The sequence below is a fragment of the Streptomyces sp. NPDC102278 genome (genome assembly GCF_044766345.1).
In the GTDB taxonomy this organism is placed as follows: Bacteria; Actinomycetota; Actinomycetes; order Streptomycetales; family Streptomycetaceae; genus Streptomyces.
In genome coordinates, this window is record NZ_JBIWLV010000028.1 from 1 (window position 1) to 26,591 (window position 26,591).

General features: G+C 69.8%; 18 protein-coding genes and 2 pseudogenes. 9 read left to right on the top strand and 11 right to left on the bottom strand.

The genetic code is table 11. The features are described from left to right. Nucleotides 1-881 precede the first annotated feature (881 nt). On the top strand, nucleotides 882-1,175 hold the full coding sequence (locus tag ACIRO3_RS35115; protein ID WP_366001109.1) for a hypothetical protein: 294 nt from the start codon (nucleotides 882-884) through the stop codon (nucleotides 1,173-1,175). A gap of 98 nt (nucleotides 1,176-1,273) precedes the next feature. After that, nucleotides 1,274-2,206: a Crystal protein ET79 gene (locus ACIRO3_RS35120; protein WP_404143611.1), complete on the top strand. Its 933-nt coding sequence runs from the start codon at nucleotides 1,274-1,276 to the stop codon at nucleotides 2,204-2,206. A gap of 146 nt (nucleotides 2,207-2,352) precedes the next feature. Here ACIRO3_RS35120 and ACIRO3_RS35125 read toward each other — a convergent pair whose 3' ends face one another. Together ACIRO3_RS35125 and ACIRO3_RS35130 are read right to left on the bottom strand one after the other, a co-directional pair. Further along, nucleotides 2,353-5,124 carry a LuxR C-terminal-related transcriptional regulator gene (locus tag ACIRO3_RS35125; RefSeq protein ID WP_404143613.1) on the bottom strand — a complete coding sequence of 924 codons (2,772 nt, stop codon included), beginning with the start codon at nucleotides 5,122-5,124 and terminating at the stop codon, nucleotides 2,353-2,355. Between the two features lie 335 nt (nucleotides 5,125-5,459). Continuing rightward, nucleotides 5,460-6,251: a DUF1648 domain-containing protein gene (locus ACIRO3_RS35130; protein WP_404143709.1), complete on the bottom strand. Its 792-nt coding sequence runs from the start codon at nucleotides 6,249-6,251 to the stop codon at nucleotides 5,460-5,462. A gap of 27 nt (nucleotides 6,252-6,278) precedes the next feature. Here ACIRO3_RS35130 and ACIRO3_RS35135 point away from each other — a divergent pair, with 27 nt between their 5' ends. From ACIRO3_RS35135 to ACIRO3_RS35145, 3 genes are all read left to right on the top strand, one after another. Then, nucleotides 6,279-7,895: a hypothetical protein gene (locus tag ACIRO3_RS35135; protein WP_404143717.1), complete on the top strand. Its 1,617-nt coding sequence runs from the start codon at nucleotides 6,279-6,281 to the stop codon at nucleotides 7,893-7,895. After that, nucleotides 7,796-8,029 (top strand): hypothetical protein, encoded by a 234-nt coding sequence (locus ACIRO3_RS35140; RefSeq protein ID WP_361779514.1) that lies wholly within the window; start codon nucleotides 7,796-7,798, stop codon nucleotides 8,027-8,029. The genes ACIRO3_RS35135 and ACIRO3_RS35140 overlap by 100 nt, the downstream gene beginning before the upstream one ends. Nucleotides 8,030-8,194: 165 nt before the next feature. Continuing rightward, complete coding sequence (locus tag ACIRO3_RS35145) at nucleotides 8,195-8,608, top strand: hypothetical protein (RefSeq protein WP_404143615.1); 414 nt, start codon at nucleotides 8,195-8,197, stop codon at nucleotides 8,606-8,608. 176 nt (nucleotides 8,609-8,784) lie between these two features. On the opposite strand, the gene ACIRO3_RS35150 is transcribed toward ACIRO3_RS35145, so the two are convergent. The 4 genes from ACIRO3_RS35150 to ACIRO3_RS35165 all read right to left on the bottom strand — a co-directional run bounded on the left by ACIRO3_RS35150 (nucleotide 8,785) and on the right by ACIRO3_RS35165 (nucleotide 18,784). Beyond that, a complete protein-coding gene (locus ACIRO3_RS35150; RefSeq protein ID WP_404143617.1) occupies nucleotides 8,785-10,128 on the bottom strand; it encodes a contact-dependent growth inhibition system immunity protein in 1,344 nt (447 codons plus the stop codon). Then, complete coding sequence (locus ACIRO3_RS35155) at nucleotides 10,125-14,930, bottom strand: ricin-type beta-trefoil lectin domain protein (RefSeq protein WP_404143711.1); 4,806 nt, start codon at nucleotides 14,928-14,930, stop codon at nucleotides 10,125-10,127. Before ACIRO3_RS35155 ends, ACIRO3_RS35150 begins: the two co-directional genes overlap by 4 nt. Nucleotides 14,931-15,672: 742 nt before the next feature. After that, entirely contained in the window at nucleotides 15,673-17,355 is a 1,683-nt protein-coding gene (locus ACIRO3_RS35160) for a SpoIIE family protein phosphatase (RefSeq protein WP_404143619.1), read from the bottom strand. A 622-nt stretch (nucleotides 17,356-17,977) separates the two neighbouring features. After that, the gene (locus ACIRO3_RS35165; protein WP_404143621.1) at nucleotides 17,978-18,784 is read right to left on the bottom strand and encodes a hypothetical protein; all 807 of its coding nucleotides are present in this window, start codon (nucleotides 18,782-18,784) and stop codon (nucleotides 17,978-17,980) included. Between the two features lie 402 nt (nucleotides 18,785-19,186). Between ACIRO3_RS35165 and ACIRO3_RS35170 the strand changes: the two genes are divergently transcribed. Both ACIRO3_RS35170 and ACIRO3_RS35175 read left to right on the top strand, forming a co-directional pair. Next, entirely contained in the window at nucleotides 19,187-19,576 is a 390-nt protein-coding gene (locus ACIRO3_RS35170; RefSeq protein ID WP_404143623.1) for a hypothetical protein, read from the top strand. A gap of 368 nt (nucleotides 19,577-19,944) precedes the next feature. Further along, entirely contained in the window at nucleotides 19,945-20,292 is a 348-nt protein-coding gene (locus tag ACIRO3_RS35175) for a hypothetical protein (protein ID WP_404143625.1), read from the top strand. A 144-nt stretch (nucleotides 20,293-20,436) separates the two neighbouring features. Here ACIRO3_RS35175 and ACIRO3_RS35180 read toward each other — a convergent pair whose 3' ends face one another. Beyond that, the gene (locus ACIRO3_RS35180; protein WP_404143627.1) at nucleotides 20,437-21,255 is read right to left on the bottom strand and encodes a DUF6042 family protein; all 819 of its coding nucleotides are present in this window, start codon (nucleotides 21,253-21,255) and stop codon (nucleotides 20,437-20,439) included. 8 nt (nucleotides 21,256-21,263) lie between these two features. Continuing rightward, the gene (locus ACIRO3_RS35185) at nucleotides 21,264-21,605 is read right to left on the bottom strand and encodes a hypothetical protein (RefSeq protein ID WP_404143629.1); all 342 of its coding nucleotides are present in this window, start codon (nucleotides 21,603-21,605) and stop codon (nucleotides 21,264-21,266) included. Between the two features lie 1,031 nt (nucleotides 21,606-22,636). On the opposite strand from ACIRO3_RS35185, the gene ACIRO3_RS35190 reads away from it, so the two are divergent. Continuing rightward, nucleotides 22,637-22,819, top strand: coding sequence for a hypothetical protein (locus ACIRO3_RS35190; protein ID WP_404143631.1), 183 nt, complete (start codon nucleotides 22,637-22,639; stop codon nucleotides 22,817-22,819). Between the two features lie 90 nt (nucleotides 22,820-22,909). Continuing rightward, nucleotides 22,910-24,274 carry a glutamate decarboxylase gene (locus ACIRO3_RS35195; RefSeq protein ID WP_404143632.1) on the top strand — a complete coding sequence of 455 codons (1,365 nt, stop codon included), beginning with the start codon at nucleotides 22,910-22,912 and terminating at the stop codon, nucleotides 24,272-24,274. A gap of 282 nt (nucleotides 24,275-24,556) precedes the next feature. Here the strand turns inward: ACIRO3_RS35195 and ACIRO3_RS35200 are convergent. From ACIRO3_RS35200 to ACIRO3_RS35210, 3 genes and pseudogenes are all read right to left on the bottom strand, one after another. Continuing rightward, nucleotides 24,557-25,208 (bottom strand): annotated as a pseudogene (locus ACIRO3_RS35200) (HNH endonuclease). A gap of 468 nt (nucleotides 25,209-25,676) precedes the next feature. After that, entirely contained in the window at nucleotides 25,677-26,333 is a 657-nt protein-coding gene (locus tag ACIRO3_RS35205; protein WP_404143634.1) for a class I SAM-dependent methyltransferase, read from the bottom strand. A gap of 12 nt (nucleotides 26,334-26,345) precedes the next feature. Further along, nucleotides 26,346-26,587, bottom strand: a pseudogene (locus tag ACIRO3_RS35210) (cation diffusion facilitator family transporter); the annotation flags it as partial. Nucleotides 26,588-26,591: the final 4 nt, after the last annotated feature.

The following is a 26,591-nucleotide window of genomic DNA, read 5'->3' on the forward strand; positions in this document are numbered from 1 at the left end:
GACAGGACTTGAAGGCCCGGGGGGAAGTCCTCGACCGCGTAGGGCATGGAGTCATCCCCGGCCGTGTCCGCGGACTGGGTGGCGTAGGCGCTCGCGCCGACACCCATGAAGGCGAGCGCGGTGAGGGCGACGAGGGTTCTGCGGGCGGGATGGATCACACGTACTCCTTGAAACGGACGTGGGTGAAGGGGCGAGATGGGTGCGACCCGGCCCGCCCCCGGTCAGGGGACGAGCCGGGTCGCACCCACTGTAGAAGGGCTTGCCGTTGCTGACGATGACGGCTTCGAGTTCGCCGCGGACGCCGGCGATGGCGGCGGCGGTGATGTTGGTGCGGCCGCCCGAGACGTCACAGAAAGGCGTCCAGTTGCCGTCCTGCTTGCGGACGGTGTGGAACAGCCGCGCGTTGTTGCTCATCGCGACGACGTGGGTGTCACCGTTCATGCCCGTCGCCGCAGAAGCGCGGATCCCACCGATGGAGGAGGCCTTGCTCCCCACGTCCTGGAAGCCGGTCCAGAAACCGTCGTTGAGGCGGGTGGCCTGGTAGAGGCCCTGGGCGGCAGGGGAAGAGGGGTTCGTCAGGGTCAGGGGCAAGTCGGACTGAGGCCACCACTCCCCTCGCCACGGTCCTCACCCTGGCCGCGACCGTCACCGCGACCGTCACCGCGACCGTCAGCGCGACCTCAGCCGCGCTGCGGCGTTGAGGAGGTCCCCGCGGTCGAGGCCGGCGCCACCGGCTAAGTTCGCGGTTTTCCACGATGCCTGAGCATGGCGGCGCCGTGACAGTCTGGCGCCACGCCGAGCCCCACCGCATGGCTGCGTCGGCAGCCGACTCATCTCGGGGGAACGGTTGTTGGCGTCAGTGATACAGAAGGAGCATTGTCATGCGCAGGACAATTCGCACGGCTTCGTTGTGCGCCGTGCTCGCCGCCGCGGTCCTCGCCGGCGGGGGCGCCCAGGCGTACGCCGCCTCATCCTCCGCCGCCCAGGAACAGGCATCGGTGGCGCCCGCCGCTTCCACGGCGGCTTCGGCGTCCGGAATCTGGATATGGACCGGTGAATTCGCCTCGCACCTGGAGGCGGAATCCAACTACTGGGTGCTGTACGGCCTCGGGGCGGCCACCAAGATGCTGATCGAGTACAGCGGCCACAGCACGTGGGTCCTCTACGTCCAGTAACGCGCACGGCGCCGGTACGGCCTGTGGCACCCGTGTGTGAACCAGGCGAACAGGGCCCGTTCCCGTTCGCCGCTACCTCGAAGAGAGATGGCTGACCCATGCAGCTCAAGACCTCGACCACCCACCTCGGACGCACGGCCGCGGGTGCTCTCACCGCCGTGCTCATGGCGGCGGGCACGCTCGCCCTGGCCCCCGCCGCGCAGGCTTCGACGGCGCAGAGCGCACCGCAGGCGTCCGCGGAGCAGAGCCCGGTCACCGACAGCGGAACGAAGACCTTGCCGGGGACCACCGCAAAGCGTTCCACGAGCGTCACCCTGGTCAACAAGACCGGGCAGAACCTGATCAAGACGTGGGAGAAGCTCGATCACGGTTGCTGGACGACGGACATGCTGCCGCCCGACAACATCCCGAACGACAAGTCCCCGCGCTGGGCGAGCGAGTCCTGCGGCGCCGCCACCGGAACCGAGGGACGTGCCACGTACGCGCTCTCGAACGGCGAGGTCCAGCTGCACTGGAACAACCCCTACGTGGGCAGCAACAGTTACGAATGCCACGTCCCCTCCGGGTACAGCTGCTACAGGAGTGGCGGCGGGGGCAACAACGCCGATGTCACGTTCACGGTCCAACCCTCATGGGCGGCGAAGGCTCAGTCGCCGACGAGTGCGGTGCCCGGAGCCACCGCGGCCCGGAGCACGACCGTGACCCTGACCAACAACTCGGGCAAGCTGCTGGCCCGCGACGGTTCGCAGCTGAAGTGGGGGATCTGGTCGGACGGCATGCTGCCTCCCTCCATGGTCCAGCCCGGTATCACCGCGAAGTGGGCGAGCGAGTCGGAGGGCCTCATGACGGGCACGGAGGGCTCGGTCACCTACAGCATGACCGGTGAGAGCAACAAGGTGACGGTGTACTGGAACAACCCCTACGTGGGCAGCAACGGGTACAGCTGCTCCGTCCCGAGCGGATACACCTGCAGCCGGAGCGGAGGCGGTGGAGACAACGCCGCGGCCTCCTTCACCGTGTCGAAGTCCTGACGCTCCCCCGGCGGTGACGGGAGACCGTCACCGCCGGGCAGGACGCGTGTTACCCGGCCCCTGCCGAACCATGCCTTCCGGGTTCCGGCAGGGGCCGTCGAAGCGAACCCCGCCCCTTCGTCCGGTCTCCGGTCGGCTGTACGCTCCTACGTTCCGCCCTGGCTCCCCGGATCCCCCGCGCCGGTCCCCGGATCCCCCGCGCCGGTCCCCGGGTCCGCCGCCGGCCCCTCGCGTTCCATCGCGGAGGCCAGTTGGGCACGCCGGGCGATGCGCAGCTTCCGGTAGGCGTGGGTGAGGTGCGTCTCCACCGTGCGGCGGGTGAGGCACAGCGCCGCGGAGATCTGGACATTGGTCCGGCCCCCGGCCGCCAGCTCGGCCACCCGCCGTTCGGCGAGGGTCAATGTGTGGCCGCTGCTCCTCTTCCGCGCTCCGGCCGCGCGCAGCGCGTCGTCCACCATCACGAGGAGACGCGCGGCACCGCCCGGCTCCCCGCTCTCGGCGGCGGGCGCGGACAGCCGCAAGGCCACGGCGTGCGCCTCGCGCAGTGTCTCGCGACCCTTGCGCCGGTTGCCCGCTTCGATGTGGGCGGCTCCCAGATCGACCAGGGTCTCCACGAGTTCCACGGGTGCGGGACTCGCTCTGAGCAGCTCGGCGCCCTCGGTCAGCGAACACAGGGCCATCCTGCCGCCCACGGCAGCGGCGACCGCCCGCAGTGCCCGGCCGATGGTACGGGCGGTGCCCCAGGTCCGGGCGTGGCGCAGCTCTTCCTCGGCGAGTTCGCGGGCCGCCTCCCGCTGCCCGAGCCGCACCAGGGCGATCGCCGCTCCGGAACGCCACGGCGTGGCGACGGGGCTGACGAAGTCATGAGCGCGCTGACCCGCCCCGCAGGCCAGGTAGTCGTCGAGGGCCGCCTCCCAGTCGTGGTCCGCCGCGTGCAGCAGGGCCCGTGCGTAACGGACCTCGTCCCACTCCCAGGAACTGTCGTGCACGGGCGGCGGGCCGACCAGGTTCAGGGTCCTCCACGCCTCGCGGCGCCCGCCCGTCTCGTACCGTGCGATCGCCACCATGGCCGTCAGATGCGGCAGCCGGACCCCCTGCCCGGCGGTCGCCTCCACCAAGGGCCCGTTCTCGGCTATGACGCGGTCGAACGCTCCGGCCCAGAGGGCCGCTTCGGCTCGGACGCTGAGCAGGCACTGCGTGCCCGCGTTCGTGAGATCCGGGGGAACGGGCGTGGCCGGCAGGCACGAACCCGTCAACTCGACCGCCTCTTCCAGGCGGTCCGCCCACTGGAGCAGGGTGGCGGCGCTGCCGAGCCAGGCGGTGCGCAATTGGGGGTCCACGGGGAGGGCCAGCCTCGGGCGGACCCGGGCGACCGCATCGGCCGCCGAGCAGAGGCCCGCTCCGGCTTCGTACTCGGTGATCAGTCCGCATACGAGCGGCTCGACGGCGGGGGCCGCCGTCGGGGCGAGGGCACGCAGACCGGCGATGGCGGTGCGCCAGGCATCGTTGTCGTGCGAGGAGATGAGGGCACCGAGTGTCTGCACCATCTGGACCAGCTCGGCGTCGCCGGTGCGACCGACCTGGTGCAGGACCCGTAACGCGGAACCGGTGTCCCGCCTCGCGACGAGCGCCGCACTGAGCGCGGTCGCCGTCGTCGCCCGCTCCCGGAGGTCGGAATGCAGTTCGAGTCCGCTGCGCAGCCTGCGGATGGCGGCGGTCGCGTTGTGCGGAAGCTCCAGCGAGGCGAGACGTACCGAGAGGTCGGCGCGCCGCTCCGGATCGAGCGGACCGCTCAGCGCATGGCGCAGGTACTCGGCCGACTGGGCCACGTGCCCGGTGCGGACCGCGTCCTGCGCCGCTTCGTCCAGAGCACGGACCATCCACGTCTCGTCCGGCCGGTCCAGGCGCAGGAGCCCCGCCGCCACGGCCGCCGCGGGTGCGCCGCCCTCGTCCAGCAGTTCCGCGACCCGGATGCGGAGCGCGGTGATCTCTCCCGGCTCCGCCGCGGCGAGAACGGCCTCCCTCGCGAGGGGATGACTCAGCAACCCGCCGAGACGGCGCACCGACCGCTCGCACGACGAACGGTCGGACGCGCAGAGGTCAGAGAGCCTGCGCAGGAGCACGGGGTCGGTGTGGAACCCTCCCTCGGCCGCGACGGCGAGGGTCAGGCAGGCGTGGCGCGAACACGGATCGGCCTTCCGCCCCAGCCACTCGGCGATCGTGTCGCGGTACCGGCTGGGCGACGGGGCGGAGAGCGGGCGGGAGAGCCGACCCTCCGCGAGGTCGGAGACGAGCGCCCGCACCAGGGCCGCGTTCCCGCCACCCGCCTCGACGCAGGTCGCCGTGTCCTTGTGATCGAGGCCGGCTTCCCGGGCCATGAGGCGGACGGCGGACTCGCTGAGGGGGTGGAGGACGACGGACGTACCGGAGGAGGGTGGGAACGGCACCGCTGCCGACGGCGTGGCGCACTCGGTGACCACCAGCAGAACCGGGAGGTCGGCGATGCGGCGCGCGAGGTAGCCGATGCAGCGCCGGGAGACCTCGTCGGCGTGATGGAGGTCGTCCACCGCGACGAGTACGGGCTGCTCGGCCGCGGCTCGGCCCAGCCGTGTCACCAGCATGTGGCACAGCCGCTGTTCATCCGGTCCGCTCGGTTTCGTGAAGGGAAGTACCTCGTCGTCCGAGAGGAACTGCCGGACGAGCCCGAAGGGGAAGTCGGCCTCCTCGAGGACGCCGCGCGCACGCTTCACCTGCATGGCGCCGCCATGGGTCTGCCGCCGTATGACCTCCTCCAGCAGCGCGGTCCGCCCGCTACCGGCCACCGGTGCCGAGAGCCGGACCCAGCGGCCACTGCCCGCGCGCGCGGCCGCCGCCGCTGCCGAGACCGCGCCCAGCGCTCCATCTCGCTCCAAGAGCATGCGTCCCCACCCCTTTCGCCCCCTTCGTCCTGCCCTCCGGGGTTTCCGATCTTCACCCTTGGGCGACGCCAGTCGACTGATCACCCGGGAAACGGCGTGATCTCTGGTGTGAAAGAGCTTGATCTCGCCGGTTCCGTCACGCGACGGCGTCGTGTTGCCTCCCTGCGTGCGGTGCGCCGCAGCGCCGTCCATGGGAGTCCGTCTCCGGTAAGCGTGGGGGAGGTGATCGTGGTGGACAACGCGTCCACCGACGGCACCGCAACCGTCGCGAATGATGGTCAACCCCATCCCCGAAGCGATGCCAAACCATCACCGGGTGCGAAGCGGAAGGGCGTTCATGCCCGCCTCCGGGAGACAAGCCAGACCACAGCGCCTGCTGCTGCGCCGACTGCGATGGCTACAGGCAGTTGGTAGAGGGGCAGTTGTATGTTGTGTCCGTCGGAATCGCTGACGGCCCGCATGGCGGCAATCAAGGCGTAGGCGGTAGCGGCGGACAGGCCGGAGGCGAAGACGGCCGGTGACTTGCCCGTCGTCAGGGCAGACCTGGAGGAGAAGCCCGCGGCCATCGTGCCAACGGCTTCGATCACAAACAACAGCGCGTATTGGCCAAGTGTTGTGGTGGGTGAGCTGTAGCCGTCGGCGGCGCCGCCGAGGGTGAAGTGAGTGGCGACCTTGTCGGGGAACGAGTCTCGGAGCAGCAAGAACGCGATTGAGGTGGCCAATGCCCCGACGGGCCGCGGCAATGCACTCGGGATGCGTGCAGCCGTAGTCGGCGCACGAGGGACTGCCGTGCCGGACCCGCGACCGGATCGGCTTCGTGTGGCCCGTCCCGTAGGCCCCGGACCGGTCACCACAGTTGCTGGAGGGGATCGAATCCATACCCGGCTGATTCTGCCTGCTCCCTCGGCAGGTCCGCCACGGCGGGAATCGTTCCCCGGGTGGTTCACCTCATCGACGGCTGCCTTACCACCACCGGCCTGGTTGTCCACTGACCCACTCATCGTCTGGTTGTTCGGGCCTGCGCTTACAGCACACGCCTTCTGGCCAGGAGCCCTTATGGAATCGGACAATCTTCGGAAATTGAATACTCGTTGCCCACCCACGGTCACACTGCGTAAAGCAATCATCTGACTACAGGTTCCATGGGGGCCGCTGTGCGCAGGGACGACGTCGTAGCGATCATTTTGGACTCGAAGAACGAGGTGAACAAGGCGGTCGAGGCTCTGGGACACCGCGTCAACGACCTCGACCAGGAACTCCGGTCTGCGTTCACGTCCGAGTTCGCGGCTCTCCGCACGGGGGGTCTGGCCACGTTGCAGACGTTGCAGCAGGAGACGCGCAGCGGTGCCCATGCGGCGGCCAAACGGGCGGGCGACGTGGCGGGAACCGTCGGTGACCTCGGCAAGGCCGTGGACGGTCTGCGGGGTGAGCTCGACGGGCTGCGCGAGGAAGTCCGGGAGGCGTTGGCCCTGCTCCGTACCCCGGCCCTCGTCACAGAGGCGGCTGTACCGGCCCGGGTGACGAATGAGGCCGAGCTTTCGGCACAGGAGGTTCCGGGTGACGAGGAGCAGGCCGCACACGCAGAGGAGGCCGGGTACGGCAGCGGGCCGGCGGAGACCGACCCGGCGCTGGATACGGGGCCCGGTACGGTCGAGGGCGTTCTGGATCCGGATCTTGTATCCGACACCGGCGAGGGCACCCCGGCCGGCGGTACTACGACAAGCCCGGCGATGGAAACCGCTGGTGAGGATGCCGGCGAGGCGGAGGCACCTGCGGCCGCGCAATCGTTGTTGGAGAAAGAGTCGAAGACCGGCACCAGCGAAACCCGCGAGCCCTACCCGATCAGCAGCGCCGGACGTGTCTGGGCCATCATGCGTGCCGGAAGGATCGCCACGGCAACGTATGTATGCCACCGCGATGCCTGGGAATTCATCGCCGCCCAGGTAGGGACCCATCCACACTTCCGGGTTCCGGAACTCCACGAGCGTGACGGGCTGGTCTCCGCGGTCATCTCCGGCCGCTCGCTGGTAGCTGTGCTGCTGACCCTCTACCGCGTCACCGAAAGGCCTCTCGCCGGCGACGACGTGGATGAACTGGTTGCCTACGCTGACTGGGCCATGGCCTGCCAGCTCTACCAGGCGACTGCGCTTGCTCTCGCCGACACCGCAGCCGTCGAAGGGGAGCAGCTTGTGATCACCGTCGACAACCCGGGTCCCCGCTGTGCGCTAGCGCTGACGCCGGCCGCGTTTGTATTGGCCCGTGCTCCCAAAGCACGGGCCCGACAGCTCCCGCATCGCGGCACTCTGTCACTCCACCACTGCCGCGATGCCCGAATCGCTCCGGGACGGCGGCGTGGCCTGGCGGTGCGCCTCGATCGCGCGCCGGCAGCCGGCCGAGGAACGGGACACCGCGCGGGCGTAGCGGGGCCGGTCTTTCCGGGCGGGGCGCCAGGACGTGCAGAGAGCGCGTGCCGGCATCGGGTACGTGCTCGGCCGGCCGGGATCAGCATGTCGATCACAACACCCGTTCGTCGGAGGCACCGGCGACGCCAGTACGGGGCCCTCGGCGTATGGAAAGTGCTCGGCAGGTCCCCGGCGGGGCACCGAACTCTGTCGCCGCAGGCGGGGTGGCGCGGTGGTGACCGGTGGTCGCGGCCGGGCGTTGTCCCGGTATGGACATGGATGACGAGGACTTCCTCGGCGTGCTCGTGGACGCCGTCACCGACACCCGCCTCAAGCTCCTCACCGGCGACGAAGCCAGGGCGGTCATGATGCTGCTCGGCGCCCTCGAAGAAGAGACCAGCTCCGAGGAAGTCCGCCAGGCCGCGGGCGAGATGCGCTTTCGCCTCGCATCACGTCTCGCCCCGTCCGCCGATCACACTGGTTCGTCGAGTCCCGGGTTCTGACGGGGTTGCCCCGGTTCACGGAGTCGTCGGTCAGGGACGGCACGGAGATGCTGCTCAGTCCGTGCCCAAGGTGCCACCGAGGGAGACGCGATTGTTGAGCGCGTTCAAATAGGGTGCGCGGTCGCGGGGTCGGGCGTTCAAACGTGGGGGAGGGGGCCTGTGAACATGCCTGCTGGGACTTTGATGATGAGAGGGACAGGCCGACGGCGGCTCGTCGTCACACTGACGGCTGCCGCGGTACTCGTCGCAGGGTGCACGGCCTCGGTCGACCCTGACGAGCTGCCCGGCCTCTACCGCAACGAAAAGACGGGCGGGGAGATCCTGCTCGGATCCGATGGGAAGTTCTCCGCCACCGACGTATCGACCGACGGGACCTCCGACCCGGCCGACTTCCACGGCAGCCGGGAGTTCCTCGACAGCCAAGAGGCCGGCGACTTCGTCTACCTGACGGTCAAGGACGATGGACTCGGCATGACCGCCGGTATCCAGCTCTCTACGAAGAGCCAGGACACGGTCTACTTCGCATACGACCCGGACGGGCCGCCCTCCCTGGTACTCAAGAGGGTGGCCGCACCGTAGATCCGTCCGCGCCGGGTCCGGTGCCTGGTGACGGCACGCTCGACAAGGGCGACTGCCTGGGCGTCAGTCGGGAGCGCGGGCGCTGTCCGCGCTCCCGACTGACGCGAGCCCCATAAGGCGAGCGCCCCTCCGGAAGGAGGGGCGCTCTGAGTGGGTTACAGGTACAGGCAGGTGGATCAGGTGCGCTGTACCAGGTGGTCGATCGAGAAGAGGAGGTGGTCCTCGCCGTACTGGAATCGGCTGCCGAGGGTCTCGTACCGGGCGTACCGCTCCTCGGTGAGCGGCAGTTGCAGGACTTCCAGTGTCCGCAGGAACAGGCGGAACCCGAGGTCGGGGTCGACCTGGGTGACGACCTCTTCCAGTGCTGCCATCACCGCGGCGCCCTCCAGGGGACGGAATGCGGGGCTGATCGCCTTGCCCGCGCCCAGGGGTGCCATGTCCCGGATCTCGCGGAGGACCGCGTCACCGGTTTCGGTGTGGATGGCCGAGGCAACCGGGAGGTAGGCGGGAGCGACCGCGGACAGGTGCTCTTCGCACACTTCCACGACCTGCTCCAGCCACTCCCGGCCGCCGACCCCGAACTCGTCGATGTTGTAGCCCCGGTTCGTCGCCGCCAGCCACAGCACGGTGATGCTGTCGTCGGACAGCCCGGAGTCGAGCATCCGGCGCGTGTCCTCCCACAAGAGGGCCGCCTCGGAGCCCGGAGGCCGCTCGTACCCGTCGTACGTCACGGCGTTCTCGACGGCCGCGCGGGGAGTGCGGTGGTGCCACCCCGCCGTGAACAGCCCGGCGAGTCGGGAGAGTCCGAAATCCCCGGAGACGCCCTGCCGGGTGGTGCTGACCTGCGGCCAGACGATGTGCAGGCCGTCGTGGACGGCGCCCGCGGGGAAGCCGAACTGCCGGCCAAGTGCCAACAGGCGGCGGTACCGCTCATACGGGACGGGCACGGCGTGGGCTTTGAGCGCGCGGAGGAACAGCCGCGTGCCGAGGTCACCGTCGGCACCCGTCACCACCCGTTCCAGGGCGTCGACGAGGTCCGGCAGCGCCGAGGCGCCGGCAAGGGCCGGGGCCGTGGCACGGAGTTCCGCCACGACCGCCTGACACAGCCCCGCGTCCCGCACCGGCCGCACCGGTGGCGGAGTGTACGAGCGCTTGTTCTGCCGAAGCCGTGCCGTGGACACCTCCGAGATCCGCTCCAGCCATTCACGGCAGGTCATGCCGTGGTCGGCCGGGTCGAAGGCGTTGCCGGTGGAGGCCAACCACACCGTGCGGAGGGTTCGTTCCGGCAGCTCGGAAGCGAGCAGTCGGCGAGCGTCCTCACCCAGTTCGACGGCTTCCTCGCCCTCGGACCCGTCGGCGATCTCTTCCGCGCACGCCAGGGCGGCGGCCGGCCCGGCGTCGGAGCCGGGAAGGCCGAGGCGTTCGGTCAGAGCGGTCAAAGCTGTCAGAGCGGTCAGGGCTGTCAGGCCGAAGTCCTCTCCATAGCCGAGCTCGTAGTACGCCGGACGTTCCTGGATCATGGAGTTCCCGTCGGGAAGGCGGTCATGATGGCGAATCCACCACGCCCTTGGCCGCTGTGGCCCTTCACCTTCAACAGTTTCAGCGAGACGCTGTTACCGGCGTTGGTTATCGTGACGCCGTCCGGGTGGTACGCCTTCCCCAGGGACGGATAGGCATTCCACGTCCCTGTGATGTCCAGGACCACTTCGCCCTCCCTCGCTCCGGCGACCTTCTGCTCGAACCTCTTCCACTTGGCCTTGTCCAGGACCCTCTGGCCGCTCTTCACGGTGGTGAAGTAATCCGAGACGATGCGGTCGATGGCCTGCTGGGCGATTTCCGGGCTGGTGAACACCGAGTTCGGCACGCCCTTCCTCCTGGCCAGAGCGAACGCTTCGGCCGGAGTCGGGGCCACGTGCTCCGCGACCGCGTGCATCTCGCCCGAGTCCTTGTACTTCCTCAGACTCGGCAGGAGTTCGTCGCCGAGGTTGATGCAGTTGTGCACGAGCACGTCCGACGCCCGTGATCCTTCAGCGCGGACGTAGAAGGTGTGCAGGCCGCTGACCGTGAGGTCGTAGACCTGCTGGGATGCCGCGTCGCTCTCGCCACCCACGCCTGCCACCGTGATCAGCTCCCCGTTGGGGCGGAGCAGCCCGTCTCCCGTCCGCAGTTCCGAGGCGAGGATCCAACCGCGCTTCGCCGCGTAGATCTTGTGTCCGGGCGTGGTCTCCAGGCTGGTGCCGTCGGAAAGACTGATGGTGACCAGGCTGTCGGCCGCGTGCTGGAAGGTGTCGGTGACCGGCTCGGAGCGGACCGTCCCGGTGGCCGGGTCGCCGGCCAGCACCGCGTCGCCCACTCGAAGTGAGCTGATCGGACGACGCGACCCGTCTGCCATGAGCACACGCGTGGCGGCCGGGAAGCTGTTGACCTTGCACGAGGTGAGAGCCGCTTCGGCCATGTTGGCCTCGTACTCGATGGCTGCCAGAGCCTGCGGATTGATCCTCAGCCCCTTCAGCCCCCGCAGGGCGTCGGCGATGCCGATTCCGGTACGCATGGCGGCGTCGAGAGCGGTGATGCCCTCGGCGATGGGCCTGAGGATCTTCCCGGAGAACAGCAGGGCGACGTCCACGGCTGCCCAGGCACATCCGCCCAGGCTTCCGCTCTCACCGCCGGGCCACATCTGACCGCACTTGATCCAGTGCCCGAAGAGGATGTCGATCGGGTCGACGTTCGACTGGTACTCGCCGATCGTGATGGTGTGCGTGAACTCCTGGGTCAGCTCGTCCGTCGGGTACTCGCCCAGATACACCGTCTCGCTCGCGGGGCAGGTGGCCTTCGACGGGTCCAGGACGTCTGCGGTGCACAGGTACAGATCGATGTAGTCCTTGTAGCGGATCTTCACCGTCATCGTGCAGTCGCCCTTGTAGAAGAGCGCGTCGATCCAGCCTTCGCAGCCGGCCGTCTTCTTCAGGGTCTGGGGTTCGCCGATCTGCTCGGTGCGGTCCTTCAGGTAGAACATGTTGCCGATGGACCCACCGGCCAGGTCGGGGACCGTTCCGGTGTTGATCTGCTTCGCCTTCTCGGCCTTCTCGGCCCTGTCAGCGGCTTCCTGGGCCTCCTTGGCGTACTTGTCCGCGTCCTTCGCGGCCTGTTCGGCCTCGGTCGCGGCGATGGCGGCGCGGTCGGCGGCCGCCCGGGCGCTCTTCGCGTCCTCTTCGGCTCGGGTCGCCGCGGCGCGGGCCGCTGCCGCGTCGAGGGCCGCCTGGTCGGCGGAGTCCCGGGCTGCCTTGGCGTAGCCCTCGGAGCGTCCGGCTGCCTGGTCCGCGGCCACGGCGTCCGCCGCGGCCTGACTGGCGAATTCGGTGCTGCGAGCCAGCGACGCGGCGGCCAGCGATGCCGACTTCGCGGCGTCGGCCGAGTAGCCGAGAGCCTCCTTGGCGTAGGTACGGGCGTCCGAGGCGTGCTTGGCGGCATTCGCCGCGTGCGCGTACGCGGCCTTCGCGTCGCCCTGCGCCTGGTCGGCGATGACCTTGGCCGAGGCGGCCTCCTCCTGCGCGTTCTTGGCGTGGGCGTCGGCGATGGCCCTCTGCTGTTCGGCGATGGTCTTCGACGCCTGCCCGGTCAGAACGACCAGGCCGGCGGCCGAGTCGCTGGTGACGTAGGGCGAGCCGAGCTGGATGGCGTCGTTCGCGGGCTTGGCGACCTGTGCGGCTGCCTTGCCCGCGTCCACCGCGGCCTGGGCGGTCACGTAGGCGTAACCCGCCGCCTTGGCCGCTGCGGCCCGGGCCTTGCCGGCCTCCACACTCGCCAGGTCCGCCTGGGTCTTGGCCGTCTTGGCCTGCGCTTGCGCCTCGTTGGCCTGTGAGACGGCGGCCCGTGCGGAGAACGCGGCGCGCTCGGAAGCGGCGATCGCATCGGCGGTGGCGCTGGTCGCGGTCCTCACCGCGGCATCCGCCTTCAGCTTCTCGGCCTGGGCGGCGTCGGCGTCGGCGCGCGAACGCTTGGCCGCCGCCTCGGCGCGGGTGGCGGCCGCATCGGCCTCGGAGGCGGCCTTCGTCGCCGCGTCGGCCTCGCCCCGCGCCCTGCCGGCCGCCGTCTCCGCGTCGGTGGCGTACTTGTTCGCCTGATCGGCCGCCGCGCGTGCGGCGGTGGCCTCCGGGCCGGCCTCGACGGCAGCGGCGTAGGCGGCCTTGGCGTCCGCCTTGGCACGTGCGGCGTCGGCCTTCTGTTCCGCTTCCCAGGCGTCGTCGCGCTTGGCCTTGGCGGTGTCGCGGGCCTTGACGGCGCCGTTCTTGTGCTCGACCGCGGACGCCTCGGCGGCCTCGGCCTTGGTCTTGGCGTTCCTGGCCTTGGTCGCCTCCGCTTCCGCGTTCTTCTTGTGCTGGGCGGCTTCGCCCTGCTTGACGGCCGCGGTTTCCTTCTCCTTCTTCGCCGTGGCCTCCTCGGCCTCGGCCGCGAGCCGCTTGGCGTGGGCGTTGGCGGCCGCCGCCTTGGCGTCGGCCTCCGCCTTCAGCGCCTCACCGAGCTTCGCCTTGGCGGTATCGGCTTCCTTCTTGGCGTTGTCCCGGTGCGTCTTGGCGGAATCCGCGGCGGCCTTCGCCTGGAGCTCGGCCGTGTGTGCGGCCTCCCGGCGGAACTCCGCCTTCGACTGCGCGGCCTGGGCCAGAGCGCGCTGCGCGATGGTGTCGCTGTCCGCGCCGGAGGCACGGGTGGCCGCCTCCGCGGTCTCACCCGCCTTCACCATCGCGTCCAGTGCCGCCACCGAACCCTTGGTGACCTGGGCCTTCTGCTGACCGACCAGCAGACCGCGGCCCCGCGGCGCACCGGCCGAGTCCGCGACGGCGTAGGCGGCCTGCTCGGCGGTGTCACTGGCGGTGGAGGCCTTCTTCGCCGCGGCGGCCTGCGCCTTCAGGACGTCGAGCTGCTTCTTGGCGCCCGCCTGGGCGTCCGTGACGGCCTTCTTGGCCTTGTCGAACTCCGCCTTGGCCGGCACGGAGCCGGTGTTGCCGGACGGCTTCACGTCGAACTGCTGCGGACCCGCCGCGTTGCAGTCCCACAGCCGTGCGTCCTTGCTGTTGTCGTACGTCGGCAGGTCCACGCACTTGCCGGTGCCGACGTTCTTCAGCGCGGTGGTGGCGCGGAGGTTGAAATCCCACGTCTGCGCCGGCGAGCTGTTGCACGTCGCGATCTGGATCTTGGTGCCGTTGGCTGCCTTGTTCCCCGCCACTTCAAGACACTTGAAGGACTTGGTGTTCCGCACGTGCAGCCCGCGGTCGTCGCCGAAGAGCTGCCACGTCTGGGCCCCGGAGCCCGCGGTGCAGGTGTACACCTGCACGGGCGTGCCGTCGGCCGTGCCGCCGCCCTGTACGTCGAGGCACTTGCCGGCGGCGCCGTGCACCTTGATCGTCGTCGGACTGTCGCCGACCGCCCCGACACCGCCGGGGGACCAGAAGTCCTGGAAGCGGGCGGCGTGGTCGGCCACCCACGAGTGACCCAGCAGTTCACCCAGCGCCTTGGCGCCCGTGGTCAGGGACGTGGTGGCGTTCTTGTTCGCCGCCAGGATCTGGTTCCGCTGCGTCTGCTGGGAGGCGATCTCCTGCTGCCACTCGGCGCCGGCGGCGGTGGTGATCGCGCCCAGCACCTTGGCCGGGTCCATCGGATCACGCCAGGCACAGGAGGCGAACCGGGTCTTGAGGTCCTCGACCGCGATGCGGTACTCCGCCGTGCCCGCCTCCGGCGCAGTACGGGGGAACCCGCCGGAAGCGAGGAAGATACGGGCGTTGTCCGCGCCCGTGGGCTCCAGCGACCAGTCGGTGAGGTGCTCGTACGCGTCGCGTTCCGCGATCGCGCGGATCCAGGCGTCCCCGGTGACCTGCTGGGGGTCGGGGTCCTTGCCGTAGAGGGGTGCGCCCGAGGACTTCACGGCCGAGACGGCCGCCTCGGACGCCTGGGGCGTGGGGTCCTCGTAGAAGTCACTCTCGGACGCCCAGAACCGGTCGGAGGTCCACTTGCTGAGCCCGGTCTGGGCGTAGAAGTCCTGCTTGCCGTCGCCGGGAGAGCCCGGAGGCCAGTGGAAATCGGCTTCGTTGATGCCGCCCGGGGTGGTCAGCCCCTCCAGGGGCTTCTTCCACGTGTCCCGGAGGGAGTGGAGCGCCGTCAGGGCGCTGCTCGCCGCGTCCTGGTCCTTCTGGTACGCGGTCGCGAGCGGAGTCTCCTGCCAGTGCTTCCGGTCGGCCAGGACGTGGAGCTTGTCCTGCGGTTGGTTGAGGCCGTCCTGGGCGACCTGCGCCATGGCCGGACCGCCCAGGCGCAGGACATCGGCCATCAGGCACTGGTCCTGCCGCCACTGCTCGGCAACCGTGTCTTCGAGCCAGTCCTCGGAGCTGCCGGCCGCGGCGGCTCGCAGGGCGTTGGAGCGGTCGAGCAGCGCGGGCTGGACGGCCAGGCTGCTCAAGACGGCCAGGGTGAGGACTGATACGGCGGCCGGTGGCAGAAGTGCGGACCTTCTCGGTCTGCGGGAGAAAAGCCCTGGTCTTGCGCTCAAGAGACCATTCCTTCGTGGTGAACGAAGGCGGCTGGAGGTTCCCGTCCGAGGAGGCGAAGGCGGTGCAGCCCGAATTCGGCCCACTGCCCCGATGCCAGGACAGCGGGAAGCGGACGCTGCGGACCTATGCGGTGTTTCCGGTGAGCCGATGTCGTGGCATGCCGGAACCACCCTCCCCCGTGGGCGGCATTGTTCCCCCGACCGCCGGCTGGTGTGCGCGGCATGGCTGACTGGTCATGTCCGCCGGTCGCGCGGCGCTCACTATAGACACAGGTCGAGGCACGGGAGCAAGGAAGTTGGAGCCGCACTCCGATGCGACACGGGGGCCAAGTGCCGTTCGGAGCACCGGCGATGATTTCCGCCCCCACGCCTGGTCGGGGGTCTCGCCTTCGACCGCGGCGTCGCGTGCGACCAAGGCGGCAAGGAGCGCCTCACGGGAGAACAGCCTCGTGCGTCGGTCGGTTCGCTTTCCATCACGGGAGGGCGACCTGACGTGTTCAACCGGCTTGTCTTCTGTGGACGCTCAGAACTTCACTGGTGTTGCTGCCGGCACGCGGACGGCGAGGAGGGCGACGTCGTCGTCGTTGTCCGCGGGCCGGACTTCTTCGATGAGCCGTTTGCAGAGGAGGCCGAGACTGTGGTGGGCCGTAGCGGCGGCGTAGCGCCGGAGCCGGGCGAGGCCGGGGTCGGTGCCGTGTGCCCGGGACTCGATGAGTCCGTCGGTGTACAGGAGCAGGGTCGAGCCGGGCGGCAAAGGGACGCGTCCCCGTCCTCGGGTGACGTCGGTGCCGGTGCCGAGAAGCACACTGTCGGTGGTGGGCAGGTATTCGGCGCGGCCATCGTGGGTGATCAGCAGGGGCGGTGGATGGCCGGCGTTGGTCCACTCCCAGGTCCAGCCCGCTTGTGGGGCGCGGGCGAGGCGGCCCAGGACGAGGGTGGCCGTGGACAGGTCGGTGGCGCGCGCGATCACGCGGTCGAGCTGGCGGACCGCGCTGGGCGGGTGCGGCTCGGACCATGCCAGGGCGCGGAGCATGTTGCGCAGCTGCGCCATGCGGGCGGCTGCCTCCAGGTCGTGGCCGGCGACATCGCCGATGACCAGGCCGGTCACGTCGTCGGGGAGCGTGAACGCGTCGTACCAGTCGCCTCCGACCTGGGAGGCGTCGGGCGCGGGCAGGTAGCTGGCGTGAAGTTCGATCCCCGGCACCTCCGGCAGGCGCGGCAACAGGTGGCGTTGCATGGTTTCGGCAATCCGGCGCTGGCGCTGGTAGAGGCGTGAGTTGGAGATGGCCAGTCCGGCGCGGCGTGTGATGTCCTCCAGCAGCGACAGGTCGCGGGTCGTGAACGGCACCGGGTTGTCGCCGCGTCCCAGGGTGAGGGCACCGAGGACTTCGCGGGGGCCGCGGATCGGGGCGATGGCGGCCGAGTGTATGCGGGTGGCGTCGAACAGCTCGTGCTGGACAACGGCGATACCGGAGTCGGGTTCGCCTTGGTAGACCTCCGGCCCGGCCAGCGAGGCGCCGCTGCCGCGCAGGGCCCGTGACAGAGGCAACTGGGACTGCGCGGTGACGGCGGGGATCGGCCCCTCCAGCTCCGGGCGCCTGGAGAGGCGGCCGTCGTGGTGCTCGACCACGTGGGTGCGTCGGATGTCACCACCGTCGTCCATGAGGTCGACGATCATCCAGTCGGCGAGCCGGGGAAGCGCCAGGTGCGCCAGCCGGTCGACGGTCTCCTGCTCGTTCAGCGTCGAGGTCAGCGAGGTGGTGGTCTCGGCCAGGAGCGCGAGCCGGTCGAGTTCCGGCAGCGTGCCCTGGGCGGCGGCCGGCACCTCGACGGGGCCGGGGTGAAAGAGCACCAGGGTGCCGGAACTGTTCTCGGCGGGGTAGGGGGTGGCAGTCCAGCGGACCGGCAGCAGCAGGCCGTCTCCGCGCAGGAAGCACAGGCTCTCGCCGCTGCCCGCGGCGCGGGACAGGACCGCCTCCATGACCGGGCACAGCGCCCGCGGGCCCATGTTGCCGCCGGCGTCGCGGTGCAGCAGCTCGTGGTGATCGCGCCCCAGCGCGTCCTCGGCAGTCAGTCCCAGCAGCTTCAGGCCGCAGTCGTTGACCGAGACGATCCGTCCGGTCTCGTCCACCACGTAGCCGCCGAGCTCACCGACAGCGGGAGCCACGTCCGGCGGCATGGCCGTCGCCGGGTCCTGCCTTCCCATAGGGTTGCACCCTTCGCGCGTCAGTCCGGTTCCACAAGCCGTCCCAGTAGATCACGCGGTCTTGGGCCGGGGCCGCCCCGCATCTGGAGTGGACGATCTGATATCCGGGCAGGGCCGCGCTGTGGACGCCGGCGGCAAGGCCCCTCTGAGCGGGTCGCTGCGCAGCAGCTGGCAGCCGGGCAGAGCCGCCGCGGCCTGCCGGCCTGGGCGGCCACGGGTTGCGCCTGCACCGGCGACCTCGCCGCCCGCGAGGCCGGACTCCCGCAACCAGCCGCCGTGGTCACCTTCTCCCCGTGGGCCGACCTCACCCTCACCGGGGAGAGCGCTGGGCTACACCGGGGAAAGCTGCGTGCACCCGACCCACCTCGATGTACTGACCCAAATATTCCGGCCGACGGACGACGAGCTCGACGCGGCGCGTGCCGTGGTGGCCGCCGCCGAGAACGCCGGCGGCCGCATCATCCGGATAGGCGATCAGATGGTCGGGCTGCCCGCTCGCTGCTCGTCCGCAAGGACGCCGCATCGACCGTGGGGCAGACGCGTGACCGCCGGGAAGTGGTCGGCCTCGGCTACCACGACCTCCGCGAAGGCCTGGTCATGGAACACCGACCCGGCCGCACCATCACCGAGACCGACAACATTCTGACGACCATGCTCGGCGGCAACGACGCCCCGATCCACACCGACACCCACTACAGCAGCCTCGCTCGCCGGCCGCGCCGTTCGTCTTGAGGAACCAACCGCTGCCGTTGTAGATCAGTGTCTTGGTTCCATCGGGGCCGGTCGCCTGCCCGCCCCGCTCCGGGTGCACAGGGGCGGGCCGCTTGGTGACCTTGCCGTCGGCTGTGAGCTCCCAGAGGAGTTCGCTTCGGCCGCCGAAGAAACTTCCCTGCTCCAGCGTCGCTTCCTCGGTGAGCTGGTCGGGGGACGTCGGGTCGGCGGAGTACACCTTCTCGTCATTGGCCAGGGCGAAGATTTTCTTGCCGTCCGGGCTGAAGCGGGGCCGGCGGTAGGCGCGCTTACCGCCGTTGAAGGTGGGCTTGCCGCCGATCTTCATGCCTGGCGTCTCGTCGTACGTCGAGTACACCGACGAGCCGGTGAACTTGCCCACGAAGAGGTCGCCGTCCTTGACCCAGGCGTGCCGCTTCCAGTCCGGCGAGAAGCTGTAACGCTTCCACGGGTTCTTCTCGGAGTACTGCGGCGGCGCCGTACTGAAGGCCTCCTTGCCCGTCGACGGATCGTAGAAGGCCAGCTGGGTGAGGTTGCCGCTGGTGAGCGAAGCCAGTCCCTTGGCGACTGGCGCGTTCAGCTTCTTCTCTCCGCTCGGCGCCGAAGGCGCTTGGGTGGGAGACTGCGCCGATGGTCCGGCTTGGGGCTTGTCCGCTGATCCTGCGCAGGCGGCAGCACCCGTGGCGAGCAGAGACAGCACGGCGGCGTTCCGTAGACCCGTTCGCGACGGTACGCCCGGACCATTCGCTGAGAACAACACCGGTTACCACCTTCATTTCGGGACCACGTTTCGCGGCTTCAGTCCTCATCGGGGCCTTGAGGTTGTCGGTTTCTTCTTCGTCCGCGGAGCGGCGTGATGTCGACGGGGCGGACTGATTCAGGGCGCAGCGCGTGATTGTGGTGCCATGCCAGAGGGGCGCGGGGACGCTTGCGGTGTCTGGCGGTGTGGTCACGGGCCCGGGGGGTAGCTCGGCGGGGCCGTCGTTGACGGGCGCGTTGCAAGCCAGAGCAGACAAGGTCCAGATGTGGGCCGGGCGGGACGGTGGCTGCGGGCCACCGGATTTCCAGGCGATCAGGCCGTCATGCCAACTAGGATTGACCCATGACCAGTCGACGTCAGCTGATACTTCGCCTGTCAGGGCCCCTGCCCCTGCTGTTGGCGTCCACGCTCTCCCTGGCGGCCTGCAGCTCGACGCCCTCCAAGGCCACGGTGGCGGCGCGCGAGTTTGCCAAGTCCGCCTGCGCCTCCCTGCAGCAGCTGACCGACCAACTCGCCCGCCCCCGGCCGTCAAATCTGACCGACCCCTACTACCAGACCGCCCAGCAGTACCTGAACACGGCGACCAACCGGGCCGCCGACGCGGCTCAACAGGACCACGGCTACCGGGAGTTCGCCGACACCCTGCACCGGGCGGCCGAGACCTGGCAGGTCACCTTCACGCTGGACAAGGCCGAGCCGCTGATCCGGCAGGCGCGGAAGGAGAAGTGCTGACGCTCTCGACGTGAACCTGGTCGGGTGCAGGTCTTCCGGGTGCCCCTGTTCGTCCTGGCTGACCTGCCGTTTGAATCGGTCACGCGGACCCCGTGACCGGTGACCGTGACCGATGACCGGTCACGGTCACCGGGCAAGCCGAAGGCTTCCCTGGGCAAGCCCACCGCCGAGCAGGCTTGCCCACCCTCCTGCCCGGGTCGGTCCGAGGCTCCCGCCGTGTCGGTGGCCTTGGGCATACTGCCGGCCATGACGCCGCCGCTGCCTGTCCGCCTGCACCTCATGATCACCTTCATGGTGTCGTTGTCGGCCCGCACGGACGGATCTGGCGCCGCTACGGCCGCAAGAGCCGCGAGACCCTCACGGACGCCTTGGCCAACCCTGACGAGTACAGCGCCTACTCCGAGCGCGAGGACCGGCGCCGGTCGGCCGAGGAAGCGGAGCGCTGGCGGGAGGAGCAGGAGCACCAGGAGGAGCGCCGGCGCAGGGAGGCTGCGGCGTGGCGCTGCCCGGAGTGCGGCGGCAAGGTCTACCCCGACGGCGAATGGGGCACGGCAGCCGCATCCGGCAGTCCGTGCGACATCTGCCAACACCGGGCCGACCAGGACGCTGAACAGGCTCGCGAACGGGCCAAGAAGCAGGCCGCTGTCGACGAAGCCGCGACGCTGGACGGGCCGTTCGGATGGATCCGCGCCCTGCGCTCCGGAGGGTCGCACTAGAGTCGGATCCAGTCCGCGCCGACATGGGTGCGCAGGTCAGGACCGGTACCCAGAGCGCTCTGGGGCAGTACGACCGGACCGACCTCGGCCCCGGCGCACCGGCGAGGGTGTACCGGGGCGTCCGGGCCCGCCCCAGCGACGGAGTCAGCCTCGCCTGGCGATGATGCGGTTGTCGTTGAAGTGCTGCCAGTCCGCCACGAGGTGGAACCGTTCGTGGTTCTTCAGATCATCGAGGTTCACCTGCGAGCGGGGGGCGCCGCGTTCGAGTCGGGCTTCGTTCTCCTGGATCATCCGTCCGAGCGTGTAGCGGACGTCGTCCTCACTGACCTTCGACGCCCCGGCCAGCCGGTCGACAGACGTGAAGACCTCGTCCGGCTGGCCCAGGTCATCCGTGAGGTGGTTGAGCAGAGCGCTCTCTGCCGGACCGCGTTCCCAGATGCGACGCGTGTTGGCGATCCCGTCCCGCTCGGCGTTCGTCAGGTCGAGGAGCGCCTCGGGGCCCGGGAGGGGGTCCTGCATGGACCACACGCCGTCCTGCACTGTGGCGATGCCCAGCGCGAGCATGGTGTCCGCGAGCTCACGGATGGTCGTTGGAACCTCCACACCAGCGGCGCGGAGCAGTCCCTCGCACCTGGCTTGATGTTCTGCGGCATCTGCGCAGAACTGCTCCTTCTCCTCGTCGGTCTCCAGGTACTCCAGTTCGTCGTCGTCCATCCAAACGACGGGGGAATCGAGAGTGCCTCCGCGCCGGCCGAAGAAGGTGCCGGGCTCGCCGTTGAAGAGCTGCTGGACAACCTCGTCCAGGCTCCCGCGCAGTCCGCGGACTGCGGCTGTGCCGAAGAGCATGCAGAGCGTCATCGCCTGGTGCTGGGGCAGGTAGCTTGGCCATCCACTGGAGAACCAGCCGTTGTGCATGAGGTAGCCGTCGCCGCTGTCGTGATTCGTGTCCTGGTCGACAGACATGGATCTCCTTACGAAAGCTGCTGGGAAGGTGGCGAGTACGGCGGGAGGTTCTTGATTCGCTCGGTCAGGAGATGGGCGAGCGGGCCGTCCTCGTGGTCGTCGAGGTCAAGGAGCCCGGCGTCCGCAAGGCGATGGAGCCCGGCACGGAGCTCGGCCTTGCTGTTCGCCTCGCCGAAGGCCCCGTATCGAAGCTGCGTAATGAAGTCGTCGACACTGACGTCGTCTTCGAGATCTGGGAGCCACTGGCTGACCTTCGCGTACAAGCCGAGGTCGTGCAGAGACAGGCCCGCCTCGAGGGCTTCAGGCTCGACGATCACGGGCTGCGTGCGTGGGCTGCGTCTCTTCAGCATGCAGGCATCCTGGCGGTTGCAAGGGCACCGAGGGCGCGATCCGCGTGAATCGCACCCTCAGGTTCCGAATGGCCCTCGGCCTTGGAAGAGGCAAGCTTCCGATTCTGAGCGGCGGAATTCTGCGTACAGCCCGGTGTCCTGCGCAGCGGCATCGTCGCTGTGACGCCCCTCGTCTAAAACGGCGCGCGGCCTCTGCGCGAGCGCCGGCCCTTCCAGGTCACGCGGGTCATCCCAGGATCGTCCGCAATCTCATGGTGCACGAGCCCGCGCTGCGGGACGGGCTCAAGTCCGAGCAGGACGGACGCTCCGACGGCGGCGAAAAGGTTTTCGCCTACCTCGAAACGCCACGGAATCAGCCGGGAAGAAGCCGTCACCCCCCCGCAAGGACCGGGAAGAGCGCGCCGGGGACAAGCAGCAACTGGTCCTCGCGTTCTTCCCCGACGAGGACCTCGCCGACGAGGCGGCGAAGGTGTTCAGGAACTGGGACAACGCCACCGACTACATGAAGGTCGACGGTGTCGGCGTGCTCGTCAAGGACGGCAACGGTGGGGTCAAGGAACACAAGCTCGGGAAGCGGGCCGGGAAGAGGGGCATGGGCGTCGGCGTCGCCCTGGGCGTGGTCGCCGCGATCCCGACAGGCGGCCTCTCCCTGGCCGGATCTGCCAGGCCAGGAGCAGCGTCACCGCGGCGATGCCGCCGACGAGCCCGAGGGCCGTTTCCGTGGTGAACGCCGAATCGAGCGGCAACAGGTAGTAGGCGGCGAGCAGGATGGCCGTGGTCAGGAGCGACCGCAGGACGGCGCGCCGCGACTCCCGGCGGCTCCTGCTCGCTGTCTTGTCCACGGCCCCTCCGACGCACCCGCTCCCGCCGCCGCCGGGCTGCCGTTCCCGCTCGTGGACCAGCCTCCCCACTGCCCCGGGCGGGGTACGGCAAGCGCACCATGCGGTTCACCGGGATGGCGGCCCGCGCGTAGAGGTCACGAGAGCGGAGGATGGGGCGGTGACCGCTTCTGGCTCCCGTCGTGAAACGACGTGGACGCCGTCATCTGCCTGCTCTCACACCTGTTCAGAAACCTCATCGCCGTCACCGGCGACGGATCGATCACCGAGATCTACCTCGCCCTGATCGCCACCACCCCACTGACCGGCCGAGCCCTGCTGTGGGTCCTCGCCCCCACCGCCCTCACCACCGCGGACAAACCGAAAACACCGTGACCACCCGAACCGTGACGCTACCGCCGTCCGCGCCGCGGCCACGCGGTGTGTCCCTCATCCGCGGCAGACTCCGGACTGTTGAATCAGGGCATGACGAAGCGCGATGATTCGGCTCTTTTCGGTAACCGGTTTCTGACGGTGCCCGCTCCCTCGGAGACCTTCCCCGAGGAAGGCATGGCCGCCACCGACGCGATGCGGCTGGTGGATGTGGATCTCGCCATGGAGGGCGACCCGCAGCGCAACCTCGCCACGTTCGTCACCACGTGGATGGAGCCGGAGGCCCAACGGCTGATCGCCGAGAACCTCCACCGCAACTTCATCGACCACGCGGAATACCCGATCTCCGCCGAGATCGAGCAGCGCTGCGTACGCATGCTCGCCGACCTCTTCCACGCACCGGGCAGGACGACCGGATGCCGGACCCAGGGCTCATCCGAAGCGATCATGCTCGGGGCGCTGTCGCTGAAGTGGAAGTGGCGCGAGCGCCGCCAGGCGGCGGGCCTGTCGACCGACCGGCCCAACCTGATCTTCGGGGGCGACGTCCACGTCGTGTGGGAGAAGTTCTGCCGCTACTTCGACGTCGAGCCGCGGATCGTGCCGCTCGCGGAGGGCAAGTACACGATCGGCCCGGAGGACGTGGAGCCCCACCTCGACGAGAACACGATCGGCGTCGTCGCCGTCCTCGGCACCACCTTCACCGGCCACATGGACGATGTCGTCGGGATCGACAAGCTCCTGCGGGACGTGCGCAAGAAGCGGGACCTCGACATTCCGATCCATGTCGACGGCGCCAGCGGCGCCTTCGTGTGGCCCTTCCTCTACCCGGAGTCGAAGTGGGACTTCCGGCTTGAGCAGGTCCGTTCGATCAACGTTTCGGGCCACAAGTACGGACTGGTCTACCCCGGCATCGGATGGCTGGTCTTCCGCGAGGAGGCCGACCTCGCCAAGGACCTCGTGTTCTACGAGAACTACCTGGGCAAGACCGACGCGACGTTCACCCTGAACTTCTCCACCGGCGCGTCGATGGTCCTCGCGCAGTACTACAACTTCGTGCGCCTCGGCCGCCAGGGCTACACCTACATCATGAAAATCATGCAGGAGAACGCCCGGGTGCTGGCGGACAACCTGGAGAGCAGCGGCCGCTTCGAGGTGATCGGGAGAGATCTCGAGCAGCTGCCGCTGGTCGCTTTCCGTCTGACCGGCAAGCACGCCTACGACGAGTCCGACATCGCCTGGCAGCTCTCCGCCGAACGGGGCTGGATGGTGCCCGCCTACACGCTCCCGCCCAACGCGGAGAACGTGAAGATCCTGCGCGCCCTGGTCAAGGAGACCCTGAGCCGTGAGCAGATCGACCGCCTGACCCAGGACATCGCCGACGCATGCCGCACGCTGGACGAGAAGGGCGCGGCCCACGTGATCGAGCGGGCTCAGGTCAAACGCGGCACCGGCTACTGACGCACTGGGGCCGGCGGCGGTGCCACGGCAGGAGCGCGCGGTGACCGCTTCCTGTCCCCCGGGACGGCTCCTCCGCCTTTCGACAGCGAGATCGCCGAGATCAGGGAGAGCGGCGGCATGCCCTCCGGCGTGGCCCTGCGCGACACCCTCACCGACAAGGTCCGCGGCCTTGGACGTCACTGACCCAGCCGCAGCCCGACCGGGCACCGCTCAGGGTGCAGGCCCTGTTCGCGCGGCGAAGCCACCGCATCGCCCGCGGGAACAGGGCCTGTCCGCGTGGGCCTACGGGGCGGGGGTGTAGGCAACGGTGTTGCCGCCGCAGGTGGCCGCGATGTCGTACAGGCCGTCCTGTTCGTTCTGGTCGACGGCGAGCTGCCGGCGGAGCTGGGTCGCGGTCCACTCCGAGGCGTACCGGCACAGCGCCTCGGACGCCGGCGGCAGCCACTCGAAGGGGTCCTGCTCGGCCTTCTGCCAGTTCGAGCGCGCGGTCACCGCGACGAGGCTGCTCGTCTGCCGCTGGTCGTTCGCGTGCGCCTCATGCCGCGCGGGCGTCCAAGCGGAGGCGCCCGAGTCCCAGGCCTCGGCCAGGGGCACCATGTGGTCGATGTCCAGCGGTGGAGGTGACGGTCTGCTCGTCCTGGTACGACCACCAGATGCCCCCCGTCAGCATGCACCACGGGCCGACCACCGGCAGTTCGACGGCTTCGGCGATCAGGACCTCCCTACGGATGTCGCAGCCGTCGGTGCGGTTCTCTCCGGCGTTCCAGTGCTTGAACGCGTCACGGTCGTAGCCGTCCCGGGACTCGTCCGCGATCCGCAGCGCGGAGACCGCGACCCCGATCGGCAGGACCTTTGGCACGGCGGCCGCGGCCTGGGCGGTGGTGGGTAGGGACAAGGGCAGCACGGTCAGGGCCAGGGCGGCGGCCGCGAGCATTACGGATCACGGGCAGCGAGGAGGAACTCGGCGAGCACGGGAGAAGATGGCCCCGGGCTGGTCGGCCGACCAGCTGCGCGGCGTTCTCGGCGACGACATCCTTGCCGAGCTGATGGCGGGCGCGAACTGGCCGTAGTTGGCCCGCCAGATCGTCGGTCTCCAGCAGGCCGGAGTCGACCTCGGCACGTTTCTGCCGCAGATGGGCCGCATGACCGCCGCGGTCCACCAGGCTGTCGTGGCGAACGCGGCCCGGGCGAAGGCGGAAAGCACCGACCGGTGGGCCCGACCTCCTGACGGTGTTCTCGGCGCCAACCGCTGTCCTTCGAGGCTCGACGCCCAGGCGCGCGGTCCAGGTCGCGGGACGCTCTGGTGGCCTGCGGCGTGGTGGCCGCCGCGACCCTGGTCGTCATCGGCGGCCCACCGCAGACTACGCAGACCGAGGGCGGCTGCCAGGTACGCGAGCGCGGCTCAGGTCCGCGCGATCAGGGCGTAGCGCTCGTCGGTCACCGCCTGGCCCCACAGGGCGGCGTCGGCGCTGAGGGGTTCGATGCGCAGGTCGGCGACGAGCGGGCGTACCGCGTCGGCCAACTCCTCGGCGGTGATGCCGCCGTACCAGGGCAGGGCCTCGGCCCCGGCGACGTAGGGCACGTCCTTCTGCCCGGCCTCGCGCCAGCGGCCCTCGACGAGGATCAGGGCGCCTCCGGGGCGCAGGCGCCCGGTCCACTCGCGCAGGGCGGCATCCGGGTCGGGCAGGGTCCACACCAGGTGGCGGCACAGCAGGACGTCGAACTCCTCCTGCCCGGTGGGTGGCGCGGCGGCATCCCCGACCAGGAAACGGCCCGCAAGACCAGCGGCCGTCAGCTTGGCCCGGGCGGCCTCGACCATCCGCGGCGCCAAGTCCACCCCGGTCACCCGGTGCCCGGCCGCCGCGAGCAGCTCGGAGAGCGACCCGGTGCCGCAGCCGACATCCAGCACGTCGACCGGGGCGGTGGGCAGCCAGGAGGTCAGCAGGTTCGCCCACGCGGCGCGGGTGTCAGCGGCCTTGAGGCCATGGTCGGGCTCGTCGTCGAAGCCAGGGGCGGCGGCGTCCCAGTAGGCGGTGATGGCAGCGGCGGGGTTCGTCATCCGGTGATCCTTTCAGCCGCCACTGACAACGCTCACGGGGCGATCAACGTGGTGGGCCAGGACCTGGTGCGTGTCATGGCCGGCGAGAGGGAGGTGCTCGAGGTGGACGGTCGCGGCCGTAGCCGCAGGACCGCGTGGATCAGGGAGTGTTCGGCGGCGACGGCCACCTTGTGGGCCTCGACCAGGCTCAGGCGCGCGTCGACGACGATGTCGGACTCGGCACGCGGGGCGTGGCCGATCCACCGCATCCGCACCGGC